Below are 12,973 nucleotides of genomic sequence, written 5' to 3'. Positions count from 1 at the left end.
CGCGGTGCGGCGGGTGAGGGTGTCCGTGGCGCCGGCCCGGCTCGCGGGAGAACCGGTGCGGGCCGGCGGGAGGAGGGGGCCGGAGACCCGGCCCCCGGGCGGTTCAGCCGACGCGGCCGGCGCCCGCGCGGTGGCCGACGAGGCCGGGCACGGCCCTGGCCGGGTCGACCCTGGTGCGCAGGGCCGGGGTCCAGCCGGCCCCGGACTGCAGGGTCTCGCCGGGGACCTCGGCGTTGTGGACGGCGATCAGGTCGGTGTGCCGGCCGTTGACGTAGTTGTCGGCGGCGGTGACCGGCGCCTCCTTCCACTTCTTCAGGATGGAACCGGCCTTGGCCCCGGCGGGCAGCGTGAACGCGTTGTGCTCGGCGACGAGCTGGGACTCCATGCCGATGCCGTAGCTGTAGGAGTAGCCGTCGCCCGCCACGAAGTGGTTGTCGTACGAGTCGACCTGGCCGAAGCGGACCCGCGGCGCGCGCTCCACCAGGTTCCGGAACAGGTTGTGGTGGAAGGTGACCTTGAGGTGGCCGCGGTCGACGGCGGCCGTGGCGGCGCTGTCGCTGTTGCCGACGAGGATCGTCTTGTCGTGGTCCTCGAAGACGTTCCAGGAGGCGGTGACGTAGTCGGCGCCCTTGACGATGTCCAGCTCGCCGTCGTGCTGCTCGTAGATCCGGCCGAAGTAGTACGGCAGGGTGCTGTCCGGGTGGTCGCCGTCGGTGAAGGTGTCGTGGTCCATCCAGACGTGGGCGGAGCCGTAGACCACCGCGCTGTCGTACTCGGAGTTCCAGTTGCCGTCGGCGGTGTCGGTCGGGTCCCACTGCGGGAAGCAGTCGAGGGGGCTCTCGAAACGCAGGTTGCGGACGATGACGTTGTCGACGCCCTTGATCTGGAGGCTGGCGCCGTTGAAGCCGGCGTCCTTTCCGACACCGATGACGGTGGTGTTGGCCGGGACCTCCGCCTTGATGTAGGCGTCCTGGTTCGCGGCGGACGCGCGGCGCAGGCCCTCGGGGCTGTCGGCGGGCTCGCCGTCCAGGGTGGTGGCGCGTCCCCAGCTCTCCGGGGCGTACTTGGCCAGATAGGCGCCGAAGTCGTAGCCGGGCACGGCGAACGAGTCGCAGCTCGGCCCGTCGGCGTCGATGGTGCCCCGCACCCTGATGATCTTCGGGGCGCTGCCGCCGTCGGCGAGGGCGGCCTTGAACTGCTCCCAGGTGGTGACGGTGTAGACGTGCGACCGGTCGGCGGCCGCACCGCCGGTCGTCCCGGCGCCGTAGGCGGCCCAGCCGTCCCCGGCGGGCAGCACCTGCCGTTCGGCCCCGGCCCGTTGCCCGGCCTGCGCGGGCGCGGTCCCGGTGACGGCGAGCACGAGCGCCGTGCAGCCCACCAGGGCTATTATGACACGTCCATGACATTTCGGTGTACGCACTGTGCGGCTCTCCTCTTTCACGAAGCTGACGATGACGGCGCGGGCGGCCAGGTGATCCAGGACGTGGAGACGTCCCGGGCCAGGCGGACCACGTCGGGCCGGGCCAGGACACGGGTGCGCAGCAGCTCCCGCGCCACCAGCCTTTCGAACAGGGGCGGGGAGATCAGGGGCGCGGGACCGCCGCCGAGACGCGGTTCGGCCCCGCGGCCGGTCCCGCCGGACCGGGGCGCCCCCACGCGCGGCGGCCACCCGGGCTCAGTGGTTCTTCTTCCAGTCCGCCTGGGCCGCGTTGAGCTGGTCGGCCAGCGTGTCCAGGAACTCCTTCGCGGTCATCTTCCCGAGCAGCAGCTTCTGGAAGTTCGGCTCGTTGTCCGCCTTGGAGATGGTGTTCCAGTCGGGCAGGTAGTACGGCAGCTGGACGATCTTCGTGTCGGTCCCGTTCAGCGCCTCGGCCGCCAGCCTGGTCGGCTCGGCCCGCTGGATCCACGCGGCCTTGGCCGCGTCGGTGTTGGCCGGCACCTGGCCCGCCGACTCGTTGAACTTGGAGTTCTCCGCGGCGGAGAGGGCGAACTCGATGAACTTCCAGGCGGCCGCCTTGTTCTCGCTGGACTTGAACAGGCTCAGCCCGTCCACCGGGTTGGACACCTGCACCCGGGTGCCGTCGTCCAGCGTGGGGTTGGGGATGCCCCGGAACCTGTCCTTGCCCAGAGCCTTCAGATGGTCCTGGTAGGAGCCCAGGTTGTGGCTCAGCATGCCGATGGTGCCGCTGTCCCACTGGGCGACCATCTTGGTGAAGTCGTTGTTGACGTCGGCGGACGGGGTGTCCTTCTTGTAGAGCGCGATGTACTTCTCGAGCGCGGCCACGTTCTTCGGGTCGTTGACGGTGGTCTTGTCGCCGTTCCAGAACGAGGTGATGCCGGTCTGGCCGTAGACCGCGTCGAGGGCCGGGGCGATGGCGCCCTCGCCCCCGCGGATGGTGAAGCCGAACTCGTTCCTGCCCTTGTCCGTGAGCTTGCCGGCCGCCTCGTAGAACTTCGCCCAGGTGGACGGGGCGTCCAGGCCGGCCTTCTCGAACAGGTCCGTCCGGTACCACAGGGTGCCGTTGTTGGCGGAGGTCGGCACCTGGTACAGGGCGTCCCCGCCGCCGGCCGACTTGCTGACGTCGAGCAGGTTCCGGCTCAGCCTGCCGTTCAGCGGGCTCTTCTCCAGCCGGGCGTCCAACGGCTCCAGTGCGCCCTGCACGGCGACCTCGGCGAGCATCGCGGTGCCCACCCCACCCACGTCGGGCAGCCCGCCGCCCTGGATGGCGGTGTCGTACTTGGACTGGGCGCTCGCGGCCGGGATGCCGACGTACTTCACCTCGATGTCGGGGTACTTCTTCTCGAAGTCGGCGATGACCTGCTTCCAGATGTCGGTGCGGACACCGCCGTTGTTGTCCCAGAAGGTGATCGTTCCCTTGCCGGAACCCTCGCCCCCCTTGTCCCCCGCGCCGCCGCTGCCGTCGTCGCCGCAGGCGGTGGCGGTCAGCGCGAGGACGGAGCCCAGGGCGACCGCCGTGGCGGCGCGCCTGCTTCTGCGGATGCTGCTCTTCATCGGTCGGCTCTCTTCTGCTGGATCCGAATGGTGGGGTGGTGCTGTGGGGTCAGTGACCGGTCCGCGCCCGCGGGCCGGAAGGGGTGATGCGGAACCGGGTGAACGTCGCCGTCCCGGCGGCCCCCGGTCCGCCCGGTCCCCCCGGGCCTTCCGGGGCGACGGCGAACAGGCCGAGCAGGGCGCCCACCCAGCGCCAGGGGGTGGCCGTGAACACCGGCCCCGAGGAGCGCGGGCCGTCGCCGACGTCGTAGTGGAACCGGCAGCGCGCCCCGGCTCCGATCTCGACGCGCAGCCGGGCCCGGCCGCCGGGCGCGGGGCACGGCGCCCCGGCGTCCCGCTCCGCCCCGGCCGCGGCCTCGGCGAACCGGTGCACGAGCCGGACCGTCCCGTCGGTCCCGCGCTCGAGCCCGATCCAGCCGAAGGCGTCGCCGAGCACGGCGAGTCCCGCCCGCGCCCCCGGCCCGCCGCCGTCCAGACGCAGGTCGACCTCGACCGCGCAGGGGGAACCGGGCAGCCGCTGGGTGAGCACGTTCGGCAGCCGCCGCGGATCGTGGGCGTCGGCCGAGCGGACGCAGGCCAGCCGCAGCCCGTCCGCGGAGTGCCGGATGGTCCAGCCGGTGCCCGGGTTGGCGGTCCACTGCCACTGGCGGCCGTGGCGTCCGCCGGGGAAGTCGTCGTCGGTGGCGGGCGCGGCCGGCGGTTGCGGTGGAAGGTCCGGCCGGCGGTGCACGGCGACGGGCGCGCCGTCGTCGCCCAGCACGGGCCAGCCTCCCCCGCTCCCGGCCGCTCCCCCGTCGACCCAGCGCATCGGCTGGAGGTGCACCACCCGGCCGTAGGCGCCGCGCTGCTGGAAGTGCAGGAACCAGTCCTCGCCGGCCGCCGTGCGCACCCAGCCGCCCTGGTGCGGCCCGTTGACCCCGGTGTCCTTCTGTTCCAGGACGATCCGTTCCTCGTACGGCCCGAAGAAGCCGCGCGAGCGGAAGGCGCCCTGCCAGCCGGTCTCCACGCCGCCGGCCGGGGCGAGGATCCAGAACCAGCCGTCGTGGCGGTAGAGCTTCGGCCCCTCCAGGGTGAACCATCCGGGTATCCGGTCCCCGTCGACGATCACCTCGCCCTCGTCCAGCAGCGACGTTCCGTCGGGGTGCATACGGTGGCCGGTGAGCCGGTTCTTGACGCCGGAGCGCGACTTGGCCCAGGCGTGCACCAGATAGGCCTCGCCGGTCTCCTCGTCCCACAGCGGGCACGGGTCGATCAGGCCGCGGCCCGGCTTGAGCAGGTGCGGACGGGTCCAGGGACCGCGGACGCCGGGCGCGTTGACCTGGAAGACGCCCTGGTCGGGGTCGCCCCAGAAGATCCAGAAGCGGTCCTCGTGATGGCGGATCGAGGGCGCCCACACCCCGCGGTCGTGCCGGGGGACGGCGAACTCCTCCTCCGGCTCCAGGCGTTCGAGGGCGTGCCCGACCAGGGTCCAGTTGACCAGGTCGCGCGAGTGCAGCAGCGGCAGGCCGGGGACGCGGCCGAAACTGGAGGCGGTGAGGTAGAAGTCGTCGCCGACGCGGACCACGTCCGGATCGGACCAGTCGGCGTTCAGCACCGGGTTCTCGTACGTGCCGGCGGTCACCGGCCCACCGCCCCGCGGACCAGGGCGGCCGCCTCGGCCCGGTCGAGCCGCCCGTCGGCGACCACGGTGACGACGCGGCGCACGACGGTCCCGCCGGCCGGCACCGGCAGCCGCGCGGCGGAGGCCAGCGACGAGCCGACCCCGGGGTATTCGGCGGCCCTCACGAACCACGGGTCCCGCCGGGTCTCCTCGGTGGCCCCGGCGAAGACCAGCGTCCAGCCGGCGCCCGCCAGCGCGACCCAGTCGGCGCGCCCGCCGTGCACCTCGGTCTCGCCCTCGCGGTCGGCGGTGAAGACCTCCGGCGCCCGCGGCTCCTTGCGGGCCCGCCAGAAGAAGCCTCCATAGGCCGCGCCGGGCCGCCCGTTGGTGGCGGGGCTGCCGAGGGACAGCGGGCCGCCGGTGACGTTGGTCAGGGAGAAGGTCAGGTCCAGCGCCCAGGCCCGGTGGTCGAGCCCGGTGGCGGCGACGGTGCGGCGCTCGCGCAGCAGTTCGCTCCCGTCGGCGACCCAGCGCAGCTCCTCCACGAACCCGTCGGGGTCCAGGAGCTGGAAGCCGGTGTGCCGCTGGGCGCCGTGGTTGTCCAGCTCGGTGGGGCCCCGGTCGCGGACGAAGGTGCGGCCGCCCCAGAAGTTGTGCCCCTCGACGTCGGGGACGGCGACACCGACGCCGAGGTGGTGTGCGTGGTCGGCGGGGCCCAGTTCGGTGACCGCCGTGCCGGCCAGGGTGGTGACGGGGTGCAGACAGGGGCGGGGGGAGAGTCGGGCCGGCAGCTCGGGCCGGGTGACGTACCGGCCGACCGGCCGGCCCGCGACCCGCAGCACCGGCGTGTCGTGGGTCATGAGGAGCTCACCTCTTTCGCGAGGGCCCAGGAGGCGCCCAGCTCGGAGTAGAGGGCGAGGGTGTCGGCCGAGGCCGCGACCAGGCCGTCGACGCCGGTCACGACCCGGCGGTCCGCGCCGGGCGGCCGGCGCCAGGCGCTCCGGGGCAGCGCAACCGGGTCGGGGGCGGTGCGGACGGCCTCGACGACCCGCATGAAGGCGCCGGTCTCCGCCGGGGCGGCCAGCAGGGGGGTGCCGTCCGCGAGGTGGTCGAGCAGGTTCTCCAGCAGGTCGGTGCGGCCGTAGGAGGTCTCCCGCGGGCCGTGCCCGCACCGCTGGAGCAGGACCCGGTCCTGCTTGTACCAGAAGGTGATCCGGCCCCTGCCGCCGTGCACCAGGACGTACGGTTCCCCCGGCTCCTCGGCGCACAGGGTGGCGGCGACCGTGACCGGGCCGCGCGTGGTGCGCACCCGGACGCAGGAGGTGTCGTCGGACTCGATGTCGTTCGCGCGCAGCAGTTCGGTCTCGATGCCCGTGACGTCCTCGGCGCGGGTGGCGCCGAGCAGGGCGAGTGAGGTGGCGACCGCGTGCGCGAGCGGGTTGGTGAGGACGCCGTCGACCACGTCGGCGCCGTCCAGCCGCCGCCGGCCGGACCAGGGCGCCCGCCGGAAGTAGGCCTCGTCCCGGGCCCAGGCCCCGGCGCCGCCGACCCCGGTGACCTCTCCGATCGCGCCCTCGGCGAGCAGCCGCCGGATGGCGGGCACGGCGTGCGAGCCGAGCGACTGGAAGCCGATCTGGCAGGCGACACCGGCCGCGGCGACACCGTCGGCCATCCGCCGGTACTCGGCGAAGGACGGCGCGGGCGGCTTCTCCAGCAGCAGGTGCACGCCCCGCGCGGCGGCCGTCAGCGCCAGGCCGGTGTGGGTGGGGATCGGGGTGCAGACGACGGCGACCCGGGCTCCGGTGGAGTCGAGGAGCGCCCCGAGGTCGGCGGACTGCTCGGGGGTGCCGAGGCCGTCCGGGATCTCGTCCCCGCCCAGCGGGGTCAGTTCGCAGATGCCCGCCAGCCGGACGGCGCCCTTCGCCTGGAGCCGGCGGATGTTGTCCAGGTGCCAGCGGCCGTGACCGCGCGCGCCCGCCAGCACGATGGGGACGCTCATCCCTTCACCGCCCCCGCGCTGAAGCCGGTGATCAGCCACTTCTGGATGAAGGCGAACACCACGACCACCGGCACGGCCGCGATGATGCCGCCCGCGGCCAGCGCCCCGAGGTCGACGCTGTCCGCGCTCATCAGGGTGTTGAGGCCGACCGGGATGGTCTGCTTGCCCTGGTCGGAGAGGAACATCAGGGCGAACAGGAAGTGGTTCCAGGCGTGCACGAAGGCGAAGGAGCCGACGGCGATCAGTCCGGGCCGCAGCAGCGGCAGGACGACGATCCGGAAGGCGGTGAACCGGTTGCAGCCGTCCACCCAGGCCGCCTCCTCCAGGGAGTACGGCACGTTCCGGATGAACCCGCTGATGAGGATCATCGACAGCGGGAGCTGGAAGACGGTCTCGGCGATGACGACGCTGCCCAGCGAGTTGATCATCGACAGCTTGGCGAAGATCTGGAAGAGCGGCACCAGCAGCAGCGCGCCGGGCACGAACTGGGAGCAGAGCAGGGCCAGCATGAAGCCGCGCTTGACGCGGAAGTCGAAGCGGGCGAGGGCGTAGCCGCCGGCCAGGGCGACCACCGTGGTCAGGACGAGGGTGGCGAGGCCGACGTAGACGCTGTTGGCGAAGTAGGTGCCGAAGCCGCGGTCGGTCCACACCTTGCCGAAGTGCTCGAACGTCACCGGCCAGGGGACCAGCGAGGTGGAGCCGGCCGGGCGGAGGGCGAAGAGCAGGATCCAGTAGAAGGGGACCAGGGTGAACAGCAGGTAGACCGACAGCGGGAGGTAGACGTGCCAGCGGGGCACCTCGTCCCAGGCTCGGTTCCTGCCGCGCGGGCGGGCGGGCACGGACCCGGCCCGCTCGGGTGCGGGAGCGACCTCGGTGATCACTTGGTCTCACCTCCGAACTTGCTCAGCCGCAGATAGACCATCGAGCAGAAGAGCAGGATCACGAACGCCACCGTCGTCAGGGCGGAGGCGTAGCCGAAGTTGTGCGCGTCGACGCTGGTGTTGGCGATGTACAGGGGCAGCGTGGTGGTCTCGCCGGCCGGTCCGCCGCCGGTCAGGGTGTAGAGCAGGTCGACGTTGTTGAACTCCCACACCGCGCGCAGCAGCGTGGACAGGACGATGGCGTCCTTCAGGTGGGGCAGGGTGATGTGCCAGAACTGCTTGAGGCGGCTCGCCCCGTCGACCTCGGCGGCCTCGTACAGGTCCCGGGAGACGGACTGCAGGTCGGCGAGGATGAGGATGGCGAAGAACGGCACGCCCCGCCAGAGGTCGGCGACCACCGCGGCCGGGAAGACCGTCGAGGTGTCGGAGAGCCAGCTCGTGCCGTAGGAGCCGATCCCGGCGTCGGCGAGGTAACGGGTGATGCCGGTCTGGGAGTTGTAGAGCAGCACCCAGATGACGGAGGTCAGCACGCCGGAGACGGCCCAGGGCGAGAAGACCAGGGCGCGGCCCAGCGAGCGGCCCACGAAGGTCTGGTTGACGATGAGCGCCAGGGCCAGGCCGAACAGCAGTTGCAGTCCGACCTCGACGACGACCCACTTGGCGCTGAAGGTCAGCGTGTTCCAGAACTGCGGGTCGTGACTGAAGGCCTGGGTGAAGTTGTCCAGGCCCGCGAAGCCGTTCCGCCAGGGCTTGGTGGGGTTGTAGTTCTGCAGGCTGTAGTAGAAGACGCTGATCACCGGGTAGGCGATGAAGCCCAGCATCAGCAGGGCGGCCGGCGCGATCAGCAGGTAGGGCAGCCTGCGCGGTGTCGCGGAGGCACGGCGCCGCCGGGGTGGCGCGGGCGATTTCGCCACGGCTGCGGCTTGGGCCATGACTCTTCTCCGTTCGCAGTGGGGCGGTTTCAGCGGGGACAGGAAGCGCTTGCTACGTACACATGGGTGAAGCGCTTCCGTCGTGGGGCGGGGTCAGCCGGCGTACGGGTCGGGCACGCTGCCCGGGCGGGCCAGGAACTCGAAGTCGCAGCCGGTGTCGGCCTGGGTGATCTGCTCGTTGTAGAGGGCGCCGTAGCCGCGCTCGTACCGTGCGGGCGGGGGCGTCCAGCCCGCCCGCCTGCGCTCCAGCTCCGCGTCGTCGACGTGGAGCCGCAGCGTGCGCGCCTCGACGTCGAGGGTGATGAGGTCGCCGGTGCGCACCAGCGCCAGCGGTCCGCCGATGTACGACTCCGGCGCCACGTGCAGCACGCAGGCGCCGTAACTCGTGCCGCTCATCCGGGCGTCGGAGATCCGCACCATGTCCCGCACGCCCTGCTTGAGCAGGTGGTCCGGGATGGGGAGCATGCCGTACTCGGGCATGCCCGGGCCGCCCTTGGGGCCGGCGTTGCGCAGCACCAGCACGCTGTCCTCGGTGATGCCCAGGGACGGGTCGTTGATGGTGCGCTGCATGGTCCGGTAGTCGTCGAAGACGACCGCGGAGCCGGTGTGCCGGAGCAGGCGGGCCTCGGCGGCGATGTGCTTGATGACGGCGCCGTCCGGGCAGAGGTTGCCGCGCAGCACCGCGACCCCGCCCTCGCTCGCGACCGGGTTGTCCCGGGGGCGGATCACGTCGTCGTCGTGCACCCGGGCTCCGGAGATCTGCTCGCGCAGGGTGTCGTGCGACACCGTCGGCCGGTCCAGGTGGAGCAGGTCGGGGATCCGGGAGAGGAAGCCGGGCAGGCCGCCCGCGAAGTGGAAGTCCTCCATCAGGTACCGCTGCCCGCCGGGGCGGACGTTGGCGAGGACGGGGACCGTGCGGGCGATGCGGTCGAAGTCGTCCAGGGTGAGCCGCACCCCGGCCCGGCCGGCCATGGCGATCAGGTGGATCACGGCGTTGGTGGAGCCGCCGAGACCGAGGACGGTCGTCACGGCGTCCTCGAAGGCCTCGCGGGTGAGGATCCGGCTCAGCCTGCGGTCCCGGTGGACCAGTTCGACGGCGGTCATGCCCGCCCTGGCCGCCATCCGGTCGTGCCCGGAGTCCACCGCCGGGATGCTCGACGCGCCCGGCACGGTCACCCCGAGCGCCTCGGCGGCTGCGGTCAGCGTGGACGCCGTGCCCATGGTCATGCAGTGGCCGGGCGAGCGGGCCAGGCCGCTCTCCAGCTCCGTCATCTCGCAGTCGCCGATGAGGCCGGCCCGCTTGTCGTCCCAGTACTTCCACATGTCGGTGCCGGAGCCGAGGACCTCGCCGCGCCAGTGGCCGGGGAGCATGGGCCCGGCCGGGACGAAGACGGCCGGCAGGTCCGCCGAGGCCGCGCCCATGAGCAGGGCGGGCGTGGACTTGTCGCAGCCGCCCATCAGCACCGCGCCGTCGACGGGGTAGGAGCGCAGCAGCTCCTCCGTCTCCATCGCGAGCATGTTGCGGTAGAGCATCGGCGTCGGCTTCTGGAAGGTCTCGCTGAGCGTGGAGACCGGGAACTCCAGCGGGAAGCCGCCCGCCTGCCACACCCCGCGCTTGACGGCCTGGGCGCGGTCGCGCAGGTGGACGTGGCAGGGGTTGATGTCGGACCAGGTGTTGAGGATCGCTATGACCGGCTTGCCGAGGTGCTCCTCGGGGAGGTAGCCGAGCTGGCGGGTGCGGGCGCGGTGGCTGAAGGAGCGCAGTCCGTCGGTGCCGTACCACTGGTGGCTGCGGAGGTCCTCCGGGTTCCTGCGGGGCGCGTTCATATCGACCATCCGGAAGCGATGGCGGCGACCTCGGCGCGCTCGTCCGCGGGCAGCGGCTTGCTCGGCGGGCGGACGTCCCGGCGGCACAGGCCGAGCGCGGAGAGCGCCTCCTTGACGACCGTGACGTTGTTGGCGTTGCCGTGGGCGGCGCGCAGTTCCTCGAACCGGCGGATCTCCTCCCAGACCTTCATGGCGGCCGGGAAGTCGCCGGCCCGGAGCGCCTCGATCATGCCGCGGGAGACGGCCGGGGCGACGTTCACCAGTCCCGAGGTGAAGCCGGTGGCGCCGGCCGAGAAGTAGGAGGGCGCGTAGGGCTCGGCGAGGCCGGCGACCCAGACGAAGCGGTCGAGGCCCGCGTCCCGGGCGAAGCCGGCGAAGTGCGCGGCGTCGGGGACGGCGTACTTCACGCCCACGACGTTCGGGCACTGGTCGGCGAGTTCGGCGAGGCGGGCGCCGGCCAGCCCCTCGTTGCGGATGTACGGCACCACGCCCAGTTCGGGCACGGACTCGGCGATCGCGCGGTGGTAGTCGACCCAGCCGGCGGCCGAGACGTAGGGGTGCACGGGCTGGTGGACCATCACCATCGCGGCGCCGGCGTCGCGGGCGTGCCGGGCGGAGTCGATGGCGGTGGGCAGGTCGTGGCCGACGCCGACCAGGACCGCGGCGCGGCCGCCGGCCTCGTCCACGGTCAGCTCGGTGACCAGGCGGCGCTCCTCGGGGGTGAGGGCGTAGAACTCGCCGGTGTTCCCGTTGGAGGTGATGGTGGTGATCCCGCCGTCGAGCAGCCGGCGCAGCAGGGCCCGGTGGGTGTCCCGCTCGACGGAGCCGTCCTCGGCGAACGGGGTCACCGGGATGGCCACCACGTCGGCCAGGGCCGCCCGCTGGGTCTCGAACGTCACGCTGCTCATTCCTGGCCTTCCTCTGGCTGGGGCTCGGAGATCGCCCGCCGTACGAACGACGCGATGTGGGCGTGCAGGGCGCTCGCGGCGCCGTCCGCGTCGCCCTCCAGCGCGAGCCGCAGGATCTCCCGGTGCTCGGTGGCCTCCCGCTCCCAGGAGGGGTCGGCCGCCCAGGCCACGGCCGCGACGAGGGCGGCCTGGTCGCGGACCTCGTCGAGCATCCGGCCGAGCAGCGGGTTGCCGCACGGCAGGTACAGGGCGCGGTGGAACTGGCGGTTGGCCAGGGAGCGTTCGGCGGTGTCGGCGGCGGAGTCGGCGCGGGCCAGCGCGTCGCGCGCGGCGTCGAGGGGCGCCCCGCGCCGCACGGCCCGGCGCAGCGCCTCGGGTTCCAGCAGCAGCCGGACGTCGTAGACCTCGCGCGCCATGTCCGCGTCCACCATGCGCACCGTGACGCCCTTGTACTGGCTCATCACGACGAGCCCGGTCCCGGCGAGGGTTTTCAGGGCCTCCCGCACGGGGGTCTTGGACACCCCGAACTGCGCGGCGAGTTCCGTCTCGACCAGGGCCTGGCCGGGCGTCAGCTGCCCGGTGAGGATGCGGTGTTTGATCGCGTCCAGCACGTACTGCGTGCGGGACGGGATCGGCGTGGGCACAGAGGTCATACGGCCCTCTCGGATCTCGCGTATCGCGTCTCATATATGACGTACGAAGTACGACGCGTTGAAGGTAGGAGGGGGCGTGTGTTTCGTCAATGCTTCTGACAAAGGGAGTTCGGGTTGCCGGAAGGCGCCTCAGACGGTGTGGGTGTCGCCCTCCACGGCGGCGCGGGTGGGCCGGCCGGAGACCTCGGCGGCCCGGGCGGTGGCCGCCGCCCGGGTGAGGGTGGGTCCGACATGCGTGACGAGCAGCTCGCGCACCCGTGCCTCCCGGGCGACGCGGCCGGCGTCCTCGGGGGTGAGGTGGACCTGCGGGAAGTGTTCGCCACCGCGATGCTCGTCGATGTCCGCCTCGCACAGGAACAGGTCGGCGCGGGCCGCGAGTTCACCGAGCGCGGCGCAGGGGCCGCTGTCCCCCGAGTAAGCGAGCACGCTCCCCTGGCTCTCGGCGCGCAGCCCGTACGCCTCGGCGTCGTGCGCGACGGCGCGGGCGGTGAGCCGGAGGTTCCAGTGCCGGACGTCGTGCCCGTCGTACAGGGCCCGGAAGTCGAAGACGCCCTTCAGGAACTCCACGTCCGAGCGCCCGAAGAAGCCCGCCAGCCGGCGCGCGCAGTCCTGCGGCGCGTACACCGGCACGGGCGCGGCCGGGGTCATCCCGCCGAACGCGAAGGCGTAGGCGGCGGCGAGCAGGTCGGCGCTGTGGTCGGCGTGCAGGTGCGAGATCCAGATCGCGGTGAGCCGCGCGGGATCCGTGTGCCGCTGCAACGCCGCGAACGTCCCGGGCCCCGCGTCCACCCACACCTCGGCGCCCCCACCGGCCAGCAGATACCCGGAGCACGGCCGGTCGGGCCCGGGGTGCGGGGAGGCGGCGCCGAGGACGGTGAGAGTGAGCGGCATGGCACGGAGGGTACGGGGTGCGGCACCGGGCCCCGGCGGCTTTCGGCAAGGCTGCGGTCGCCCCGTGGCCGGCGAAGCTCTCGACGCGGGCGCCCCTGCGCGACCGCACGGGCACTCCCGCCGCGGAACCCGCCCCGACCTGGCCGCAGGCACCCTCGACGCGGAACGCGCCCGGCACCGGGGCGGTACAGCCGGCGGCGCCATCGGAACGGCACCGGCGGGCCCGCGCCGCATGGTCGCGCCGGGGTCGGGCGAAGGGGCGGCCGGGC

12 protein-coding genes are annotated in these 12,973 nt (G+C 72.9%); all 12 read right to left on the bottom strand.

Annotation, left to right across the window (positions count from 1 at the left end; genetic code table 11):
- Window positions 1-103: 103 nt before the first annotated feature.
- Entirely contained in the window at window positions 104-1,378 is a 1,275-nt protein-coding gene (locus ACFYU0_RS25770; RefSeq protein WP_389304426.1) for a polysaccharide lyase family 1 protein, read from the bottom strand.
- Window positions 1,379-1,437: 59 nt separating this feature from the next.
- Window positions 1,438-1,656 carry a hypothetical protein gene (locus ACFYU0_RS25765; protein ID WP_389304424.1) on the bottom strand — a complete coding sequence of 73 codons (219 nt, stop codon included), beginning with the start codon at window positions 1,654-1,656 and terminating at the stop codon, window positions 1,438-1,440.
- Between the two features lie 19 nt (window positions 1,657-1,675).
- Window positions 1,676-3,013, bottom strand: coding sequence for an ABC transporter substrate-binding protein (locus tag ACFYU0_RS25760; RefSeq protein WP_389304422.1), 1,338 nt, complete (start codon window positions 3,011-3,013; stop codon window positions 1,676-1,678).
- A 49-nt stretch (window positions 3,014-3,062) separates the two neighbouring features.
- Complete coding sequence (locus ACFYU0_RS25755) at window positions 3,063-4,634, bottom strand: family 43 glycosylhydrolase (RefSeq protein ID WP_389304420.1); 1,572 nt, start codon at window positions 4,632-4,634, stop codon at window positions 3,063-3,065.
- Complete coding sequence (locus ACFYU0_RS25750; RefSeq protein WP_389304418.1) at window positions 4,631-5,473, bottom strand: PmoA family protein; 843 nt, start codon at window positions 5,471-5,473, stop codon at window positions 4,631-4,633. The genes ACFYU0_RS25755 and ACFYU0_RS25750 overlap by 4 nt, the downstream gene beginning before the upstream one ends.
- Window positions 5,470-6,612 (bottom strand): Gfo/Idh/MocA family protein, encoded by a 1,143-nt coding sequence (locus ACFYU0_RS25745; RefSeq protein ID WP_389304416.1) that lies wholly within the window; start codon window positions 6,610-6,612, stop codon window positions 5,470-5,472. The genes ACFYU0_RS25750 and ACFYU0_RS25745 overlap by 4 nt, the downstream gene beginning before the upstream one ends.
- Window positions 6,609-7,493 (bottom strand): carbohydrate ABC transporter permease, encoded by an 885-nt coding sequence (locus tag ACFYU0_RS25740; RefSeq protein ID WP_389304414.1) that lies wholly within the window; start codon window positions 7,491-7,493, stop codon window positions 6,609-6,611. The genes ACFYU0_RS25745 and ACFYU0_RS25740 overlap by 4 nt, the downstream gene beginning before the upstream one ends.
- A complete protein-coding gene (locus ACFYU0_RS25735) occupies window positions 7,490-8,425 on the bottom strand; it encodes a sugar ABC transporter permease (RefSeq protein WP_351669225.1) in 936 nt (311 codons plus the stop codon). The genes ACFYU0_RS25740 and ACFYU0_RS25735 overlap by 4 nt, the downstream gene beginning before the upstream one ends.
- 93 nt (window positions 8,426-8,518) lie before the next feature.
- A complete protein-coding gene (araD, locus tag ACFYU0_RS25730) occupies window positions 8,519-10,261 on the bottom strand; it encodes an L-arabinonate dehydratase (RefSeq protein WP_351669227.1) in 1,743 nt (580 codons plus the stop codon).
- On the bottom strand, window positions 10,249-11,160 hold the full coding sequence (locus tag ACFYU0_RS25725; protein WP_389304412.1) for a dihydrodipicolinate synthase family protein: 912 nt from the start codon (window positions 11,158-11,160) through the stop codon (window positions 10,249-10,251). Before ACFYU0_RS25725 ends, araD begins: the two co-directional genes overlap by 13 nt.
- Window positions 11,157-11,813, bottom strand: a complete 657-nt coding sequence (locus ACFYU0_RS25720) for a GntR family transcriptional regulator (protein WP_351669231.1) — start codon at window positions 11,811-11,813, stop codon at window positions 11,157-11,159. The genes ACFYU0_RS25725 and ACFYU0_RS25720 overlap by 4 nt, the downstream gene beginning before the upstream one ends.
- Before the next feature lie 129 nt (window positions 11,814-11,942).
- On the bottom strand, window positions 11,943-12,704 hold the full coding sequence (locus tag ACFYU0_RS25715) for an MBL fold metallo-hydrolase (RefSeq protein ID WP_351669233.1): 762 nt from the start codon (window positions 12,702-12,704) through the stop codon (window positions 11,943-11,945).
- Between the last annotated feature and the right edge of the window lie 269 nt (window positions 12,705-12,973).

Source organism: Streptomyces sp. NPDC003720 (assembly GCF_042875075.1).
In the GTDB taxonomy this organism is placed as follows: domain Bacteria; phylum Actinomycetota; class Actinomycetes; order Streptomycetales; family Streptomycetaceae; genus Streptomyces.
The sequence above is the reverse complement of the archived record's forward strand: the minus strand, read 5'-3'. Positions and strand labels throughout refer to the sequence as shown.